The organism is Burkholderia sp. BCC1988 (assembly GCF_905339895.1).
GTDB lineage: Bacteria > Pseudomonadota > Gammaproteobacteria > Burkholderiales > Burkholderiaceae > Burkholderia.
Genome location: NZ_CAJPHA010000003.1, coordinates 85,561 through 103,212, shown reverse-complemented (window position 1 = coordinate 103,212; position 17,652 = coordinate 85,561). Strand labels below are relative to the sequence as shown.

General features: G+C 68.4%; 16 protein-coding genes. 7 read left to right on the top strand and 9 right to left on the bottom strand.

Annotated elements, in window-relative coordinates; translation table 11 throughout:
- Nucleotides 1–7: 7 nt before the first annotated feature.
- The 3 genes from U4012_RS05380 to U4012_RS05370 form a co-directional block, all read right to left on the bottom strand.
- Nucleotides 8–964 carry a 2-hydroxyacid dehydrogenase gene (locus U4012_RS05380; RefSeq protein WP_321796786.1) on the bottom strand — a complete coding sequence of 319 codons (957 nt, stop codon included), beginning with the start codon at nucleotides 962–964 and terminating at the stop codon, nucleotides 8–10.
- A gap of 73 nt (nucleotides 965–1,037) precedes the next feature.
- Nucleotides 1,038–2,492, bottom strand: a complete 1,455-nt coding sequence (locus tag U4012_RS05375; protein ID WP_321796784.1) for an MFS transporter — start codon at nucleotides 2,490–2,492, stop codon at nucleotides 1,038–1,040.
- Nucleotides 2,493–2,672: 180 nt separating this feature from the next.
- Nucleotides 2,673–3,446, bottom strand: coding sequence for an SDR family NAD(P)-dependent oxidoreductase (locus U4012_RS05370; RefSeq protein ID WP_321796782.1), 774 nt, complete (start codon nucleotides 3,444–3,446; stop codon nucleotides 2,673–2,675).
- Between the two features lie 149 nt (nucleotides 3,447–3,595).
- Here U4012_RS05370 and U4012_RS05365 point away from each other — a divergent pair, with 149 nt between their 5' ends.
- A complete protein-coding gene (locus U4012_RS05365; RefSeq protein ID WP_321796780.1) occupies nucleotides 3,596–4,486 on the top strand; it encodes a LysR family transcriptional regulator in 891 nt (296 codons plus the stop codon).
- A gap of 79 nt (nucleotides 4,487–4,565) precedes the next feature.
- Here U4012_RS05365 and gap read toward each other — a convergent pair whose 3' ends face one another.
- A complete protein-coding gene (gene gap, locus U4012_RS05360) occupies nucleotides 4,566–5,576 on the bottom strand; it encodes a type I glyceraldehyde-3-phosphate dehydrogenase (protein ID WP_044844172.1) in 1,011 nt (336 codons plus the stop codon).
- A gap of 87 nt (nucleotides 5,577–5,663) precedes the next feature.
- Nucleotides 5,664–7,736: a transketolase gene (tkt, locus tag U4012_RS05355; protein WP_044844173.1), complete on the bottom strand. Its 2,073-nt coding sequence runs from the start codon at nucleotides 7,734–7,736 to the stop codon at nucleotides 5,664–5,666.
- A gap of 215 nt (nucleotides 7,737–7,951) precedes the next feature.
- On the opposite strand from tkt, the gene speE reads away from it, so the two are divergent.
- The 3 genes from speE (at nucleotide 7,952) to U4012_RS05340 (ending at nucleotide 10,225) form a co-directional block, all read left to right on the top strand.
- A complete protein-coding gene (gene speE, locus U4012_RS05350) occupies nucleotides 7,952–8,809 on the top strand; it encodes a polyamine aminopropyltransferase (RefSeq protein WP_044844174.1) in 858 nt (285 codons plus the stop codon).
- 214 nt (nucleotides 8,810–9,023) lie between these two features.
- Nucleotides 9,024–9,440, top strand: coding sequence for a VOC family protein (locus U4012_RS05345; protein WP_044844175.1), 417 nt, complete (start codon nucleotides 9,024–9,026; stop codon nucleotides 9,438–9,440).
- 17 nt (nucleotides 9,441–9,457) lie between these two features.
- A complete protein-coding gene (locus tag U4012_RS05340) occupies nucleotides 9,458–10,225 on the top strand; it encodes a 16S rRNA (uracil(1498)-N(3))-methyltransferase (protein ID WP_321796776.1) in 768 nt (255 codons plus the stop codon).
- A gap of 191 nt (nucleotides 10,226–10,416) precedes the next feature.
- Here U4012_RS05340 and U4012_RS05335 read toward each other — a convergent pair whose 3' ends face one another.
- The 3 genes from U4012_RS05335 to U4012_RS05325 all read right to left on the bottom strand — a co-directional run bounded on the left by U4012_RS05335 (nucleotide 10,417) and on the right by U4012_RS05325 (nucleotide 14,146).
- Nucleotides 10,417–10,980, bottom strand: coding sequence for a barstar family protein (locus U4012_RS05335; protein WP_044844247.1), 564 nt, complete (start codon nucleotides 10,978–10,980; stop codon nucleotides 10,417–10,419).
- Nucleotides 10,981–10,996: 16 nt separating this feature from the next.
- Complete coding sequence (locus U4012_RS05330) at nucleotides 10,997–11,428, bottom strand: ribonuclease (RefSeq protein WP_006760307.1); 432 nt, start codon at nucleotides 11,426–11,428, stop codon at nucleotides 10,997–10,999.
- A gap of 375 nt (nucleotides 11,429–11,803) precedes the next feature.
- Entirely contained in the window at nucleotides 11,804–14,146 is a 2,343-nt protein-coding gene (locus tag U4012_RS05325) for an NADP-dependent malic enzyme (protein WP_311766318.1), read from the bottom strand.
- A 100-nt stretch (nucleotides 14,147–14,246) separates the two neighbouring features.
- On the opposite strand from U4012_RS05325, the gene thiL reads away from it, so the two are divergent.
- The 3 genes from thiL to U4012_RS05310 are packed head-to-tail and all read left to right on the top strand — an operon-like array spanning nucleotide 14,247 to nucleotide 16,348.
- Entirely contained in the window at nucleotides 14,247–15,281 is a 1,035-nt protein-coding gene (gene thiL / locus U4012_RS05320; RefSeq protein WP_321796771.1) for a thiamine-phosphate kinase, read from the top strand.
- Nucleotides 15,271–15,816 carry a phosphatidylglycerophosphatase A gene (locus U4012_RS05315; RefSeq protein WP_044844179.1) on the top strand — a complete coding sequence of 182 codons (546 nt, stop codon included), beginning with the start codon at nucleotides 15,271–15,273 and terminating at the stop codon, nucleotides 15,814–15,816. The genes thiL and U4012_RS05315 overlap by 11 nt, the downstream gene beginning before the upstream one ends.
- Nucleotides 15,817–15,847: 31 nt before the next feature.
- The gene (locus U4012_RS05310) at nucleotides 15,848–16,348 is read left to right on the top strand and encodes a CinA family protein (protein ID WP_044844180.1); all 501 of its coding nucleotides are present in this window, start codon (nucleotides 15,848–15,850) and stop codon (nucleotides 16,346–16,348) included.
- Nucleotides 16,349–16,390: 42 nt separating this feature from the next.
- Here U4012_RS05310 and U4012_RS05305 read toward each other — a convergent pair whose 3' ends face one another.
- Nucleotides 16,391–17,449, bottom strand: coding sequence for a haloacid dehalogenase-like hydrolase (locus U4012_RS05305; protein WP_321796768.1), 1,059 nt, complete (start codon nucleotides 17,447–17,449; stop codon nucleotides 16,391–16,393).
- Between the last annotated feature and the right edge of the window lie 203 nt (nucleotides 17,450–17,652).

Sequence of the window (17,652 nt, the reverse complement as noted above, 5' to 3'; positions counted from 1 at the left end):
AGCCTCCTCAGACGACCGGCGTGAGCAACGGCGCGCCGGCGAAGTGCGCGGCGAGGTTGTCGCGCACGAGCCAGCCCATCGCCTGACGCGTCTCGACGGTGCCGCTCGCATGATGCGGCTGCAGCAGCACGTTCGGCAACGCGAGGAAACGCGGGTCGATGCGCGGCTCGTTCCAGAACACGTCGAGCGCCGCGCCGGCGATCGCGCCGCGTTCGAGCGCGTCGAGCAGCGCGGGCTCGTCGACGGTCGTGCCGCGCGACACGTTCACCAGATAGCCGCGCGGGCCGAGCGCGTCGAGCACGCCCGCGTCGACGAGGTGGCGGGTCGACGCGCCGCCCGCCAGCGTGACGATCAGCACGTCGCACCAGCCGGCCAGTTCCGCCAGCCGGCCGAAGAAGCGATGCTGGCTGTCGTCGCGCGGCGCGACGTCGAAGTAGCCGAGTTCGACGTCGAAGCCCGACAGCCGGCGCGCGAGCGTCGAACCGATCCGGCCGAAGCCGACGATGCCGACGCGCTTGCCGTACAGGCGCGTGACGAGCGGCATGTCGCCGTCGGACCATGTGCCGGAGCGGACGTACGCGTCGCCGGCGCCGATCCGGCGCAGCAGCGCGAGCGTGAGGCCGATGCCGAGATCGGCGACGTCACCGGTCAGCACGTCGGGCGTGTTGGTCACGCGGATCCCGCGCTCGCGGGCGGCCGCGAGATCGATCGCATCGGTGCCGACGCCGTAGCACGCGATGATCTCGAGCTTCGGCAGCGCGGCGATCAACGCCGCGTCGGCGCCGAGGTCGCCGCGCGTCGCGATCGCGCGCACGCCGGCGCCGCGTTCGGCGAGGCATGCCGCGCGATCGGCGGCCTCCCACAACCGATGGACGTCGTAGCCGGTCGACAACCATGCGTCGTCCCACGGCTGGTAAGGGCCCGTCATCAGCAGCTCGGGCCGCCGGTTCGATTCGTGCGCCATCTGCGCTTGCTCCTGTCGAAAAGCGTTGAAAGTCGAATGCGTGCCGGGCCGCGTCGGCCGCCCCCCGGCCCGTTCATGCATGCCGTGCGAGCGATTCGGCGTCCGGGGCCGATTGCGCCTGCGCGGCGTCGAGCGGATCGTCGAGATCGCGGTTCAACGTCTCCGGCATCCGCGCGGTGGTGAACAGCGTGATCAGCGTCAGCAGCACCAGGTACGCGGCGATCGGCACCCATGCATGCACGCCCGCCGCATGGTCGCCGCCGTGCCGCGCGATCACGGTCGCGATGAGCGTCGCGCCGACGAGCGGGGCGATCCCGCCCGCGAGCACGGCCGACACTTCGCGCGAGAACGACACACCCATGTAGCGATGCCGCGCGCCGAACAGTTCGGGCAGCAGCGCGGCCTGCGCGCCGAGCATCCCCCAGTTCGCGAAGCCCTGCGCGATCGAGATCGCGATCACGCTCGCCACCACGTTCCCCTGGCTGAAGATCCACCACACCGGAAACGCGAGCGCGAGCTGCAGCCACGCGAACGTACGGTACACGCGCACGCGGCCGTAGCGATCGCTCAACCGCCCGGCCAGCGGCACCGTGCACGCGCCGACGGTCGCCGCGCACACCAGCGCGAGCGCGCCGATCGGTCCCTTCATCCCGATCACGCCGGCGAGATAGCTGACCGCGAGCGCCTGGTAGATCGACGAGCCGCCGTTCTCGGCCATCCGCAGGCCGATGCCGATCAGCAGCGTGCGCTTCGAATGCCGGACCGCGCTCTTCAGCGGATTCGCCGACACCTGCGCGCGCTTCTCGAGCCGCACGAAGGTCGGCGACTCGTGCAGCCGCACGCGCATGTAGAGCCCGACCGCGACGATCACCGCGCTGAACAGGAACGGCACGCGCCAGCCCCAGCCGTCCGTCACGCGCTCGAGGTTCGCGAGCAGCAGGAAATAGACGGCCGCCGCGAGCAGCGTGCCGAGCTGGATCCCGAGAAACGGCAGCGACGCATAGAAGCCGCGTTTGCCGGGCGGCGCGTATTCGGTCATCAGCACGGCCGCGCCGGCCTGCTCCGCGCCGGCACCCAGGCCCTGCAGGATGCGCAGCAGCACCAGCAGCGCCGGCGCCCAGTAGCCGGCGCTCGCATAGGTCGGCAGCACGCCGATCAGCGTGCTCGCGACGCCCATTAGCAGCACCGTCGCGGTCAGCACGAACTTGCGGCCGACGCGATCGCCGAGCACGCCGAACACCACGCCGCCGAGCGGGCGCACCGCGAAGCCGACGAAGTACGTGCCGAAGCTCGCGATCAGTCGCATCTCGGCGGTTTGCGCGGGAAAGAACAGCGGTCCGAAGACCAGCGCCGATGCGAGCGTGTACAGCGCGAAATCGTAGTATTCGAGCGCGCTGCCGAGCGAGCAGGTCCATGCCGCGCGGTTCAGCTGCTGCGTGTCGACGCCGCGACGCTCGGCGGCATCGGCCGGCGCGTCCGTGCCGGGCATTGCATCGCGCCGCGCGGGCGGCGGGGAAGTGCGATCCATCGTTGTCTCCTGTCTCCTGCGTTCCGTTCCGGAACCCGGCGCGAGACGCACCGGGATATCGGCCCGCTCGTGCGGCGGGCTCTTCTGGGCATTCGGATGCCGGCGCGAGCCGGCATTGGCCGGCATTGGCCGGCGCTCACCGGCGCAACGACGCTGCGCTCACGGCGCAAGCGCCGTCGCTCAGACGGCGCTGGCCAGCCCGCCGTCGACGAACAGCGTCTGACCGTTCACGAAATCGGATGCGGCCGACGCGAGGAAGATCGCCGCGCCGCACAGCTCGTCGACCTGCCCCCAGCGGCCGGCCGGCGTGCGCTTGCACAGCCAGTCGGAGAACGCCGCGTCGTCGACCAGCGCACGATTCAGTTCGGTCTCGAAATAGCCGGGCGCTAGGCCGTTCGCCTGGATGCCGTGGCGCGCCCAGTCGGCGCACATCCCTTTCGTCAGCATCCGCACCGCGCCCTTCGTCGCCGCATACGGCGCAATCGTCGGCCGGGCGAGCTCGCTCTGCACCGAGCAGATGTTGATGATCTTGCCGCGGCCGCGCGCGATCATGTGGCGCGCCACCGCCTGCGCGACGTTGAACACGCCGTCGAGGTTCACGCGCATCAGCGCGTGCCAGTCGTCCGGGTCGAATACGTCGAGCGGCGCGCGGCGCTGGATGCCCGCGTTGTTCACGAGGATGTCGATCGCGCCGACGCGCGCCTCGAAATCGTCGATCGCCGCGCGCACCTGCGCGTGCTCGGCGACGTCGAACACCGCGTAGTCGGCCGCGAAGCCTTCCTCGCGGAAATGGCGCGCGAGCGTCGCGGCCTTCTCCTCATTGCGATCGTTGATCACGATCGCCGCACCGGCCTCCGCGAGCCCGCGGGCGAGCGTCAGGCCGATCCCGCGTCCGGAACCCGTGATCAGTGCGCGGCGGCCATCCAGGCGGAACCGGTCAAGCGCGTTGTTCATGCATGTCTCCTCGTGCCATCGAGCCGACCGCCGGTCGCGGCCGGTCTCGCGTTGAGGGTATCTTCGGCGCTCGGCCGGGCGTCGCGCCAATGGTCTTTTTTGATCCGGTTATCATGAAATTTGATTACCGCCCACGGGGCTCGCCCACCATGGAACTCAAGCAATTGCGCGCCTTCGTCACGCTCGCGGAAGAACTGCATTTCGGGCGTGCCGCGCAGCGCCTGTTCATCGTGCAGTCCGCGCTGAGCATGCAGATCAAGGCGCTCGAGGAGGATCTGGGCGCACGCCTGTTCGAGCGCGACCGTCACAAGGTCGAGCTCAGCGATACGGGGCGCGTGTTCCTGCCCGAAGCGCGGGCGACGCTGCAGCAGGCCGCGCGCGCGGAGCAGATGGCGCGGCTGTCGAGCCGCGGCGAGATCGGCACGCTGCGCATCGCGTTCGTGTCGTCGGTGCTGCCGGCGCTGCTGCCGGCCGTGCTGCGAACGATGCGCGAGCGTTATCCGCTGATCGCGCTCGAACTGAAGGATTTGCCGACGCCCGACCAGATCGCCGCGCTGCGCGACCGGCGCATCGATTTCGGGATGATCCGGCTGCCGGCCGCGTATGCGGGCATTGACACGCGCGTGGTGCTCGAGGAAGGCTTCGTGGTCGCGCTGCCGCTCGACCACCCGCTCGCCGCGCACGACACGATTTCACCGTCCGCGTTGCGCGGCCAGCCCGCGTTCGTGCTCGCGCGCCGCTACGCGCCCGGCTTTCACGACGACATGCTGCTGGCACTGAGCCGCGCGGGCACGACACTCGAGATCGCGCAGGAGTTCGGGGAATTCACGACGATGCTCGCGCTCGTCGCGGCCGGCATGGGGATCGGGCTGATCCCGGCGGAAGCCGCGAGCGCGCTGCCGCCGAACGTGCTCGCGCGGCCGCTCGACCTGGCCGGCCACCGGACCGGCATCGGCCTCGCGTGGACCGACCTCGACAGCCCGCTGAAGCGCGCGTTCGTCGACGCGCTCGAGCAGGTGACGGCGAACGCCGCGCAATAAAAAACCCGGCCGGGAAAAATTCCGGGCCGGGCTCGTTCGCCACGCAGGCCGCCGTGCGGCGGCCGCGCGACGTGCGGGATTACTTCGCGTTCGCGAATGCGACTGCCGTATCCAGCATGCGGTTCGAGAAACCCCACTCGTTGTCGTACCAGCTCGACACCTTGACGAGGCGGCCCGACACCTTGGTCAGCGTTGCGTCGAACGTCGACGAAGCCGGGTTGTGGTTGAAGTCGATCGACACCAGCGGTGCGTCGTTGTAGCCGAGGATGCCCTTCAGCGCGCCTTCCGATGCTTCCTTCATGATCGCGTTGACTTCCTCGACCGTCGTGTCGCGCTTCGCGATGAACGACAGGTCGACGATCGACACGTTGATCGTCGGGACGCGGATCGCGTAGCCGTCGAGCTTGCCGTTCAGTTCCGGCAGCACGAGGCCGACGGCCGACGCAGCGCCCGTCTTGGTCGGGATCTGGCTGTGGGTGGCCGAACGCGCGCGACGCAGGTCTTCGTGGTAGACGTCCGTCAGCACCTGGTCGTTCGTGTACGCGTGGATCGTCGTCATCAGGCCGGTTTCGAGGCCGATCTTGTCGTTCAGCGGCTTGACGAGCGGCGCGAGGCAGTTCGTCGTGCACGATGCGTTCGAGATGACGGTGTGCTCGGCCTTCAGCACGTCGTGGTTCACGCCGTAGACGATCGTCGCGTCGACGTCCTTGCCGCCCGGCGCCGAGATGATGACCTTCTTCGCGCCGCCCTTCAGGTGCGCGCTCGCCTTTTCCTTCGTCGTGAAGAAGCCCGTGCATTCCATCACGACGTCGACGCCCAGCTCGCCCCACGGCAGTTCTGCCGGGTTGCGGTTCGCGAGCACGCGGATCTTGTCGCCGTTCACGACGAGGAAGTCGCCGTCGACCGACACTTCGCCCGGGAACTTGCCGTGCGCGGTGTCGTACTGGGTCAGGTGCGCGTTGGTCTTCGCATCGCCCAGGTCGTTGATCGCGACGATCTCGAGATCGTGCTTCTTGCCGTTTTCATAGAACGCGCGCAGCGTGTTGCGGCCGATACGGCCGTAGCCGTTGATTGCGACGCGAATCGTCATGGTCTATCTCCTGATGGCTGAAAAAATTCGTTTCGTGCAGCTTCACGGTGCGACGCGCGCGAGGTGTGGCGCGCGTCGCGAATGCTTTTAGGCCAGCACGGCCTTGGCGGTCTCGACGACGTGCTCGACGGTGAAGCCGAAGTACTTGAACAGCACGCCGGCCGGCGCCGATTCGCCGAACGTGTCGATCCCGACGACGCCGCCTTCGAGGCCGACGTACTTGTGCCAGAACGCGGTCACGCCCGCTTCGATCGCGACGCGGCGCACGCCGTGCGGCAGCACGCGTTCGCGGTATTCGGCGTCCTGGCGGTCGAACACGTTGGTCGACGGCATCGACACGACGCGGGCCGCGATGCCCTGCTGCGCGAGCGGCTCGACGGCCTTCATCGCGAGTTCGACTTCCGAGCCCGTCGCGATCAGGATGATCTTGCGCGCGACGATCTCTTCGTCCCAGTCCTTCAGCACGTAACCGCCCTTCTCGATGTTGGCGATCTGCGCGTCGGTGCGCGGGTTGAACGCGAGGTTCTGGCGGCTGAAGATCAGGCTCGACGGACGGTCGGCAGCGACCGCGTGGGTCCACGCGACGGCCGTCTCGACCGTGTCGGCCGGACGCCAGACGTCATGGTTCGGGATCAGGCGCAGGCTCGACACGTGCTCGATCGACTGGTGCGTCGGGCCGTCTTCGCCGAGGCCGATCGAGTCGTGCGTGAACACGAAGATCGACGGGACCTTCATCAGCGACGCGACGCGCAGCGCGTTGCGGCTGTAGTCGGAGAACGTCAGGAACGTGCCGCCGAACGGCTTGTGGCCGCCGTGCAGCGCGAGGCCGTTGATCGCGGCGCTCATGCCGAATTCGCGCACGCCGTAGTTGATGTGGTTGCCGAGCAGCACGCCCGCGCCTTCCGGATTCGCGCGCACCGCCTTCGATGCCTTCCAGTTGGTCAGGTTCGAGCCGGTCAGGTCGGCCGAGCCGCCGAGCAGCTCCGGCAGTGCGGCGGCGAGCCCTTCGATCGCCTGCTGCGACGCCTTGCGGGTCGCGACCGTCTCGGCGCGCTCGTTCGCACCGGCGATGATCGCCGCAGCCTTCTCGGCCCAGTCGGCCGGCAGCTTGTTGGCCATCCGGCGCTCGAATTCGGCGGCTTCTGCCGGGAACTTCGCGCGATAGGCGGCGAACGTCGCGTCCCATTCGGTTTCGGCGCGCTTGCCGGCTTCCTTCGCGTCCCACGCTGCGTAGACTTCCTGCGGAATCACGAACGGCTCCCAGGTCCAGCCGAGCGCCGCGCGCGTCTTCGCGATTTCTTCCGCGCCGAGCGCCGCGCCGTGCACGTCGTGGCCGCCCGCCTTGGTCGCCGCGCCCTTGCCGATCACCGTCTTGCAGCAGATCAGCGTCGGCTTGTCAGACAGCTTCGCCTTCGCGATCGCCGCGTCGACCGCGTCGACGTCATGGCCGTTCACGTTCGGGATCACGTTCCAGCCGTACGCTTCGAAGCGCTTCGGCGTGTCGTCGTGGAACCAGTTCACGACGTCGCCGTCGATCGAGATGCCGTTGTCGTCGTACAGCGCGATCAGCTTGTTCAGCTTCAGCGTGCCCGCGAGCGAGCAGGCTTCGTGCGAGATGCCTTCCATCAGGCAGCCGTCGCCGAGGAACACGTACGTGTGGTGATCGACGATCTTCGCGCCGTCACGGTTGAACTCGTCGGCCATCAGCGCTTCGCCGAGCGCCATGCCGACCGCGTTCGCGAGACCCTGGCCGAGCGGGCCGGTGGTCGTCTCGACGCCCGGCGTGATGCCGTATTCCGGGTGGCCCGGCGTCTTCGAGTGCAGCTGGCGGAAGTTCTTCAGTTCTTCCATCGGCAAGTCGTAGCCGGTCAGGTGCAGCAGCGAGTACAGCAGCATCGAGCCATGGCCGTTCGACAGCACGAAGCGGTCGCGGTCCGCCCAGTGCGGGTTCGTCGGGTTGTGCTTCAGGTGGCGCGACCAGAGCGCGACGCCGATTTCGGCCATGCCCATCGGCATGCCGGGGTGGCCGGAGTTCGCTTGCTGGACGGCGTCCATCGCGAGCGCACGGATCGCATTGGCCATCAGGGTGGTGGAGGCGGGAGACGAAGTCGTCATGTCGAGTCCGGAGAACGAGTCGAGGAAACGGGGGCACGGCGGCATCCGGAAGCTCGAGCGTCAATCGTTCCCGGCGCGCAGTGCGGCGCCTGACGGACGCGAAGCGGACGGAGCCTACGGACGGGGCTGCAAAGCTCGTCATTTTAACAGATGGGCTGACATTTCCCTTGTCGGCGCGTAGTGTTCCGGCACGGTTTTCCGCCAAACCGCCCGCCTCCTATAATTCAGACGTCGGAACTGTCTGCCCGAGCGGCCCGCCCGTGAACACGACCCTTCTCTTCCATCCCACGCCCGACGTCGCGTACGGCTTCCCGAACGCACGCCGGCTCGCGCACGTCGCGTCGCCGCACCAGCACATCGAGGTCTGGGAAACCCCGCAGCTCGGCCGCCTGTTCACGCTGGACGGCCGGCCGATGACGTCGGTCGGCGACGAATACGTGTACCACGAGTGCATGACGCACCCGGCCGCGCTCGCGCATCCGTGCCCGAGGAAGGCGCTCGTGCTCGGCGGGGGCGACGGCGGCGCCGCGCGCCAGCTGCTCAAGCACGCGTGCATCGAGCGGATCGTCGTCGCGGAGCTCGACGACGAGGTGGTCGGCATGGCGCGCCGCTATCTCGACGACGTGCACCAGGGCGCGCTCGACGACCCGCGCGTCGCGATCGTGATCGGCGACGCCGCGCATTTCGTCGCGTCGACCGTCGAGCATTTCGATCTCGTCGTGTTCGACCTCACGCCGCCCGACTCGCCGGCAGCCGGCCTCTATACGCGCGAGTTCTACGCGCGGCTCAAGCGGATCCTCACGCCGTGCGGCGCGATCTCGATGCATCTCGGCTCGCCGGTGTTCCACACGGCGCGCATCGCCGCGCTGCTCGACGATCTGCGCGCGAGCTTCGCGGTCGTCGATCCGCTGTCCGCGCACGTGCCGCTGTACGGATCCCAGTGGCTGATGGCGATCGCGAGCGACACGCTCGACGCGGCCGCGCTGTTCGCGCACGACATCGACGAACGGCTCGCCGCACGCCGCGTGCAGGGCTTGCGCTACTACGACGCGCGACTCCATGCGGCCCTCTTTGCCCTGCCGCGCGCGCTGCGCGATACACTGGGCGTTCGTCGCTGAGCTGCCCGGCGGAGCATCGCTTCGCGGGCGGGCCACGCTTTCTGCCGCGCCCGACCCGCCACGCGCGTGCCCGGCGCGACGCAGGCGGCCCGCCTGCGTATCCTCTGCACGGCGCGGTGCCGCCCCGGGCACCCGCGCGCCAATATCCGTTGGACTGCAAAGCATGGGACCGGAGTCACCGCTCAAGGGCCAACCCCGTTCGACAGGAGATTTCATGACCGATCCACGTCCGGCCAACGTGCCTTGGTTGACGCCTTACCTGGCCGTGCGCAATGCGCACGCGACCATCGAGTTCTTCAAGGCCGCTTTCGGCTTCGAATTGCGCGACGTCCTCGACGAGGACGGCGCGATCATGCACGTCGAGATGACCTACCGCGGGCAGCTGATCGTGATGTTCGCGCCCGAAGGCGCCTTCGGCTCGATCGCGCTCACGCCGAAGAGTGCGCACGCAACCGCTCCGCAGTCTTTCTACCTGTATGTCGACGACGTCGACGCAACCTGGCAGCGCGCGCTCGACGCGGGCGCGCAATCGCTGACCTCGCCGCAAGATCAGTTCTGGGGCGACCGCTTCGCCCAGATCGAGGATCTCGACGGCTACCGCTGGGCGCTCGCGCGCCGCCTGGCTGCATGAACGGAGCCGCGATACGCATGAGTGAAGCCACCACCACCGCGGCCGTGCCGCGTTTCTTCGTCGAAGCGGCGCTGCGCGCCGATACGACGCTCGCGTTGCCGGCCGACGTCGCGCGGCACGCGCAAGTGCTGCGGCTGCAGCCCGGCGACGCGCTCGCGCTGTTCGACGGCAGCGGCGGCCAGTACCGCGCGCGGCTCGTCGAGATCGACAAGCGCGGCGCGCTCGCGCAGCTCGAAGCGTTCGATCCGGCCGAGGCCGAGCCGCCCTATCGCGTGACGCTGGCGCAAGGCATCGCCGGCGGCGACAAGATGGACTGGGTGATCGAGAAGGCCGTCGAGCTTGGCGTCGCGGCGGTCGTGCCGCTGTCGACGGCGCGCGGCGTCGTGAAACTGTCCGGCGAGCGCGCGGACAAGCGCGTTGCGCACTGGCGCGGCGTCGTGCGCGCATCGTGCGAACAATGCGGGCGCAACCGCGTGCCCGACGTCGCGCCGGTACGCGGCTTCGGCGCGTGGCTCGATGCGCTGCCGGCCACGCCGGCCGACGGCGAGCTGCGGTTGCTGCTGTCGCCGCGCGCGAGCATCCCGTTTGCGTCGCTGCCCGACGCGCCGCCCGCGGCGGCCGTCACGCTGCTGATCGGGCCCGAAGGCGGGCTGTCGCCGGACGAGGAACACGCGGCCCGCGCGCACGGGTTCACCGCGTTGTCGCTCGGCCCGCGCGTGCTGCGCACCGAGACGGCCGGCGCGGCCGTGCTGGCGGCGCTGGCCGCGCGCTGGGGCGGATGGTGATGCGTCGGGGCGCGGCCGGCGTGGCATGCGCCCGAAATGACCGACGCCGGCCCGATGCCTGATGCACGTTCGGACCGACGCCGCGCGTGACTTCCCGGCGCCCATCGGCCGGAACGCAGACGCAAAAAAGCCCGCGCGATGCGGGCTTTTTGCCGAATCGGCCGCGCTCGGGCGGCCAGCGGATCCGCGCTTTACGCGAACGAATAGAACACGCGGAACGCGACCTTGCGCTCGGCCCAGAACTCGGCGGCTTCGCGGAACACGTCGAGCAGCGTCTCGCGCCCTTCCTTGTCGAATTTCTGCGCGATCGGCAACCCTTCGAGAACGATCACGAAACCGGGCTGCGCGCCGGCCTTCGCGACGAGGTCGGTCAGGCAGTCGTACAGCGCGTCGTAGTTCTTGCCGAAATGCTTCGGAAACAGGAACGACGTCGCGATCGTCTCCATCACTTCCTGCTTCGACTGCGCGGCACCGCAATATGCGTACAGGAAATGCTGGCCGAGCCGGCCGGCTTCGTCGGCGAGATCCTGCACGCGGAACGCGCGGATCGACTGCACGAGATTGGGTCGCACGGTCGTGAAAAGGCTCATAGGCTCCTCGTTCGATGAAAGCCCGGGCTCGGCTTCCTGCTGCTCCGCCGCGACGCCAGCCTGTGCCGCCGCGTGAAGTTGGATCACGCGCTGAAACAGGTTGCCGTCGCCGGCCGCGAACAGTTCCGCCGCCGCCGTATCGTGCGCGTAGATGGAGTCGCTCATGCCGTTCATCCCGAAGTCATTCAACAATACGTTTAAAACTGTTGTAGTGGTCGTCCGTGTAATAACAGTTGTCGATCCGGCGCAATGGCCCGCCACAGACGATCCGGCGCGCGCCGCGATTGCGCGCGCGCGGCGTCGGCACCGTGTACTCGTGGTAGTAGCCGCGCTTCGCCTTCGGCAGGATCCGCTCGCGGTTGCCGAAGACGACGCCGTCCTTCTCGTACGGATAGGGGCCACCGGCGCCGATCAGGCCAAGCGTGGTCACGGCCTCGCGCGGCAGACGGGCGGTCGGGATCGTATCGACCCCGCCGACGGCCAGGTCGGCCGAAACGGCCTGCCGTGCGTAAGCGGCGGAAACCAGACTGCCCGTCGGTGTACCGACGATACCCATCGCGAACATCGCGAAGACGGACGCGAGCGCGCCGTTGCGGAGCCACTTGCGTGCCATGAACCAGGGTTCCCGCTGTTAAATCAAGTAGTTGACGACCAACCAAAGGCGTTAGCGTAGCGCTATTGTCCGCGCGAATCAATGTTCGTTTGGGAACCGAAAGGCTGGCTCCGCCCCGAATCGCGCATTTTTTACCGAAACAAGACTACATTTATCTTACGTGAGATAAAATATCCGCGGCATCTCTCGCATGGCAAGACCTGCCTCCTTGCCACGCCCGCTAACCTGGGTGGAGAGATGCCGCTGTTGCTTATGGGAAGCGCGCTTGCGCCCTGCCCGCGGCGTGCCCATTGCGGGCACGCCTCTTTTTGCTTTTGTTTACAATTTCGCCCGCCGCGCGGCAGCGGTTCGACCGACGCCGCGCGTTCATTCCGCTCAGCGTGCGGCGTTCACGTCGGCGACCAGCAGCGCCGCCATGTTGACGATGCGGCGAACGGTCGCCGATTCGGTCAGCACGTGCACCGGCTGGGCCGCGCCCAGCAGGATCGGCCCGATCGCGATGTTGTTGCCGGCCGCCGTCTTCAGCAGGTTGTACGCGATGTTCGCGGCATCGATGTTCGGCAGGATCAGCAGGTTCGCGTCGCCTTCCAGCGTCGATTCCGGCAGGATTTCCTTGCGCAGCGCCGCGTCGAGCGCGACGTCGCCGTGCATTTCGCCGTCGACCTTCAATTCCGGCGCACGTTCTTGCAGGATCGCGAGCGTATCGCGCATCTTCTGCGCCGAAGGCGCGTTGCTCGTGCCGAAGTTGGAGTGCGACAGCAGCGCGACCTTCGGTTCGATGCCAAAGCGGCGCACTTCCTCGGCAGCCATGATCGTGATCTCGGCGAGTTGCTCCGGGGTCGGATCCACGTTCACGTGCGTGTCGACCAGGAAGATCTGGCGGCCCGGCAGCACGAGGCCGTTCATCGCCGCGTACACGCTGCAGCCCGGGCGCTTGCCGATCACCTGGTCGATGAAGTGCAGGTGGCGGTGCGTGGTACTGATAGTGCCGCAGATCATCCCGTCCGCTTCGCCCTTCTTCACCAGCATCGAGCCGATCAGCGTCGTGCGGCGGCGCATCTCGACACGGGCCAGCTGCTCGCTGATGCCCTTGCGCGCCATCATCTTGTGGTACGTCTGCCAGAAATCGCGGTAGCGCTCGTCGTGCTCGGTGTTGACGACCGTGAAGTCGGTGCCCGGCGTGAGGCGCAGGCCGTAACGCTGGATACGGTGCTCGATCACCGACGGACGACCGATCAGGATCGGCTTCGCGAGTTTCTCGTCGACGATGATCTGGACGGCGCGCAGCACGCGCTCTTCCTCGCCTTCCGCGAACACGACGCGCTTCTTCTCCGCCGGCGCGCTGCGCGCGAGCTGGAAGATCGGCTTCATCGTCGTGCCGCTGTGATATACGAATTGCTGCAGGTGCTGCTTGTACGCTTCCATGTCCTCGATCGGGCGCGTCGCGACGCCGCCGTCCATCGCGGCCTGCGCGACGGCCGGCGCGATCTTGACGATCAGGCGCGGATCGAACGGCTTCGGAATCAGGTATTCGGGCCCGAACGACAGGTCCTGGATCCCGTAGGCGGTCGCGACGATGTCGCTCTGCTCGTGCTGCGCGAGTTCGGCGATCGCGTTGACGGCCGCGATTTCCATTTCACGCGTGATCGTCGTCGCGCCGACGTCGAGCGCGCCGCGGAAGATGAACGGGAAGCACAGGACGTTGTTGACCTGGTTCGGGTAGTCGGTGCGGCCGGTCGCGAGAATCGCGTCGGGGCGCACTTCGAGCGCCAGTTCCGGCAGGATTTCCGGCGTCGGGTTCGCGAGCGCGAGGATCAGCGGGCGCTCGGCCATGCCCTTCACCATCTCCTGCTTCAGCACGCCGGCGGCCGACAGGCCGAGGAAGATGTCCGCGCCGTCGATCACCTCGGCCAGCGTGCGGGCTTCGGTTTCGCGGGCGAAACGCTCCTTGTCCGGATCCATCAGCTCGGTGCGGCCCTTGTAGACCACGCCGGCCAGGTCGGTCACCGTGATGTTCTCGAGCGGCAGGCCGATGTCGACCAGCAGGTCCAGGCACGCCAGCGCGGCCGCGCCCGCGCCCGACGCGACGAGCTTCACCTTCTTGATGTCCTTGCCGACGACCTTCAGGCCGTTCGTGACGGCCGCGGCCACGACGATCGCGGTGCCGTGCTGGTCGTCGTGGAACACCGGGATCTTCATCCGCTTGCGCGCTTCGCGCTCGACGATGAAGCAGTCCGGCGCCTTGATGTCTTCCAGGTTGATCCCGCCGAAGGTCGGCTCCAGCGCGGCGATCACGTCGACCAGCTTGTGCGGGTCCGACTCGTTCAGCTCGATGTCGAACACGTCGATGCCGGCGAACTTCTTGAACAGTACCGCCTTGCCTTCCATCACCGGCTTCGACGCGAGCGGGCCGATGTTGCCGAGCCCCAGCACCGCCGTGCCGTTCGTGACGACGCCGACCAGGTTGCTGCGCGCGGTGAAGCGCGCGGCGTTCAGCGGGTTCTCGACGATCTCCTCGCACGCATACGCGACACCCGGCGAATACGCGAGCGCGAGGTCGCGCTGGTTGATCATCTGCTTGGTCGGTGCGATCGCGATCTTCCCCGGCGTCGGGAATTCGTGATAGTCGAGAGCGGCTTCGCGGAGCTTGGCTTTGGAGGAGGCTTGGGTCGACATGTGTCTCGTGGCGGGCGGATTAGAATGACTGTTCGACGGCATTGTAGCGCCAATCGAAGGCCGTCAGACCGGCGATTCGGGTGCGACAGCCGCGACATAAATGTACTGAACGGTGCAGGAACGGCACCGCTCACTGCGTACAATGCCATTCCTTTCACCGCTTCCGGGTTCCTCCGCCGTGCCAGCCGCCCTGTCCGAGTTTTCGCTGATCGATCGCTTCTTCGCGCGCCGCGCGGCCCGGGGGGCGCGTGCGTCGACGCTCGGCATCGGTGACGATTGCGCGCTGATCGCGCCGCGATCCGGAAAATTGCTGGCCATTTCGACGGACATGCTGGTCGAGGGCCGTCATTTCTTCCCCGATGTCGCGCCCGACGCGCTCGGCCACAAGACGCTCGCGGTCAACCTGTCGGATCTCGCGGCGATGGGCGCCGAGCCGCGCGCGTTCACGCTCGCGTGCGCGCTGCCGCGCGCCGACGCGGCGTGGCTCGAGGCGTTCAGCAACGGCCTGTTCGCGCTCGCCGAGCGGTTCGGCTGCGAGCTGATCGGCGGCGACACGACGAGCGGGCCGCTGAACCTGTGCGTGACCGTGTTCGGCGAAGTCGCGCCGGATGCGGCGCTGCGGCGCGACGCCGCGCGCGACGGCGACGACGTCTGGGTGTCCGGCACGCTCGGCGACGCGCGCGCGGGGCTCGGGCTCGCGCGCGGCGAATGGAGCGCCGGCGCGGCCGAAGCCGCCGCGTTCCGGCAAGCACTCGAGCGCCCGGAGCCGCGCATTGCGCTCGGGCTCGCGCTCGCGGGCGTCGCGCATGCGGCGCTCGACATCTCGGACGGCCTCGCCGGCGACCTGCGGCACATCCTGACCCGCTCGAACGTGCGCGCCGAGATCGACGCCGACGCGGTGCCGCGCTCGGCCGCGCTCGCGACGCTGCCGCCCGACGTGCAGCGACGCTGCACGCTGGCCGGCGGCGACGACTACGAGCTGTGCTTCACCGCGCCGGCCGCGGCCCGCGCGGCGATCGAGGCAGCGGGCGCGAGCGCCGGGGTTCCGGTCACGCGAGTCGGTACAATACATGCGTTGTCCTCGCCGTCGGAGCAGCCCGCGATCGCGTGGCGCGACGCCGCCGGCGCGCCCCTGACTCTCACGTTGCACGGTTTCGACCACTTCCATGCAGACTGACCCGACGACCGCGCAATCCGCGGCCGCGCCCGGCGCCGCCCGGAACGCGCCGCGGCGCGCCACCGCGCGCTTCATGCTGTCGCACCCGGCGCACATCGTGTCGCTCGGCTTCGGCAGCGGGCTCGCGCCGTTCATGCCCGGCACGTTCGGCACGCTGTTCGGCTGGCTCGCGTTCGTCGTGCTCAACCGCTACCTGACGGTGCCCGAATGGTGGGCGCTGATCGCGGTCGGTTTCGCGGCGGGCACGTGGGTCACCGGTTTCACCGCACGCAGGATGGGCACGAGCGATCCGGGCGCCGTCGTCTGGGACGAGATCGTCGCGATCTGGCTCGTGATGCTGTTCGTCACGCCCGCGACCTTCATCGGCCAGTTGTGGGCGTTCGTCGTGTTCCGCTGCTTCGACATGCTCAAGCCGCCGCCGATCCGCTATTTCGACCGTCGCGTGAAAGGCGGGCTCGGCATCATGGTCGACGACCTGATCGCCGCGTTCATGACGCTGCTCGTGATCGCCTTCTGGCGCTCCGTCGTCGGCTGACCGATTTCCCGACTCCCGTTTCCCGACGCGCATGCCAACCGATTCCGTCGTCCATCAGCTTGCGATCCGCGCAGGCAACAAGCTGCGTGACGAGCACCTGTCGCTCGCCACCGCCGAATCCTGCACGGGCGGCATGATCGCCGCCGCGATCACCGACATCTCCGGCAGCAGCCAGTGGTTCGAGCGCGGCTTCGTCACCTACTCGAACCAGGCCAAGATCGAGATGATCGGCGTGCCGCCCGACCTGATCGAGAAACACGGCGCCGTCAGCGAACCGGTCGCGCGCGCGATGGCCGAGGGCGCGCTGCGCAACAGCCGCGCGCAGGTCGCGCTGTCGGTCACCGGCATCGCCGGCCCGGCGGGCGGCAGCGAGAAGAAGCCGGTCGGCACCGTGTCGTTCGCATGGAGCAACCGGCTGCATACCGACGTCGAAACGCTCGTGTTCAAGGGCGATCGCGAACAGATCCGCACGCAGGCGGCCGCGCATGCGCTGCGCGGGCTGCTGAAGCTGCTCGACGAACGCGAAGGCTGATTCCCCCGCGCAACGGCAGGGGCGGCCGGCACCCCTGCTCGCTTACTGAATCGCGTCGGGCTTCACGACGATCCAGTTCCTGTCCGCCGTGACCGGCAGGCCGAGCGCCTTCTGCTGCGCGGCCGATTCGTCCGACCATGCGCGGATCTGCGCCATCTGCTTGTCCTTCTTGTTCACCCAGACGCGCACGCCGCCGCGCGCGACGTCGGTCGCGTTCAGCAGCATGTAGCCGTCGGATTTCGGCGTGTCGCCCGCGACGAGCACCGGCTTCTTCCACTGGTCGATCCAGCCGGCGATCGAGCCGAGCTTGCCTTCGTACCACGTCATCGGGTTCATCAGGAACGGCGTGATCACGAGGTTGCGGTTCGCGGCCTCGTCGTACTTGCCGGCCTTGATCTGCAGCCGCGACGTGGTCAGCGCGCCCGTCGCCGGGTCGCGCAGCAGCGTCGTCACGCCGATCACGTTCTGCGGCTTCACGTTGTAGCCGTATTTCGGATCGGACAGCACGAGCCGCGCGAGCTCCTCGTGCGCGGCGGTCATCACGTACACCTCGATCCCGTTCTCGCGCAGCGCGTTGTACAGCTCCTGCATGCCGCGGAAGAAGCGCGGCGGGTTCGCGGTGCCGTCGACGACCTTGTCGCCCTGCCAGTAGCGGATCGGCACCGGCTTGCCGTCGGCGAGCATCGCGTCGACGTGGCGCTTCAGGTCGGCCAGCGACAGCCCCGCGAACGCCTGCGCGATCCACGGGTAGCAGACCAGGTCGTCGATCTCGCAGAGCCGGTAGTAGTAGCTCGTCAGCGACTCCTTGTAGTCGGCCGAATCCTTGAACGGGATCAGCTTCAGCGACGGATCGAGCGAGTCGCGCGCCAGCACGCCGCGGTTCTCGAGATACGGCAGCAGCGACTCCTCGAGGTCGTAGCGATAGGTGGTGTTGTCGGCGTCGAACACCGCGTAGTCGCCGCGGTTCGCGTGCGCGGCGATCATCGCGTTCAGCGCCTTCGCGCTGTCCGCCGGCCAGTGCGACAGGTCCGCCGCGTGGGCGAACGACATGCACAACGACGCGGCAAGCGCGGTCAGAAGACGTCGGGACAGCTTGGGCATGGCGCCGCTCCTTTTATGACATTCTGGTGACGGATCGATGACAAGCGGCAGCATCGCGCGATTGTGGCGCGGGCATGCGGTGCGCAAGCGACGGGAAGTTGTTCGCGTGCGCCAGGACGGCAAACACGCGAGGCAGGCGCGCGGCCCGCGGATGCGGGTTCGGCATTGAAAGGCCGCCCGGGCGGGCGGCCTGTGGCTCAGCG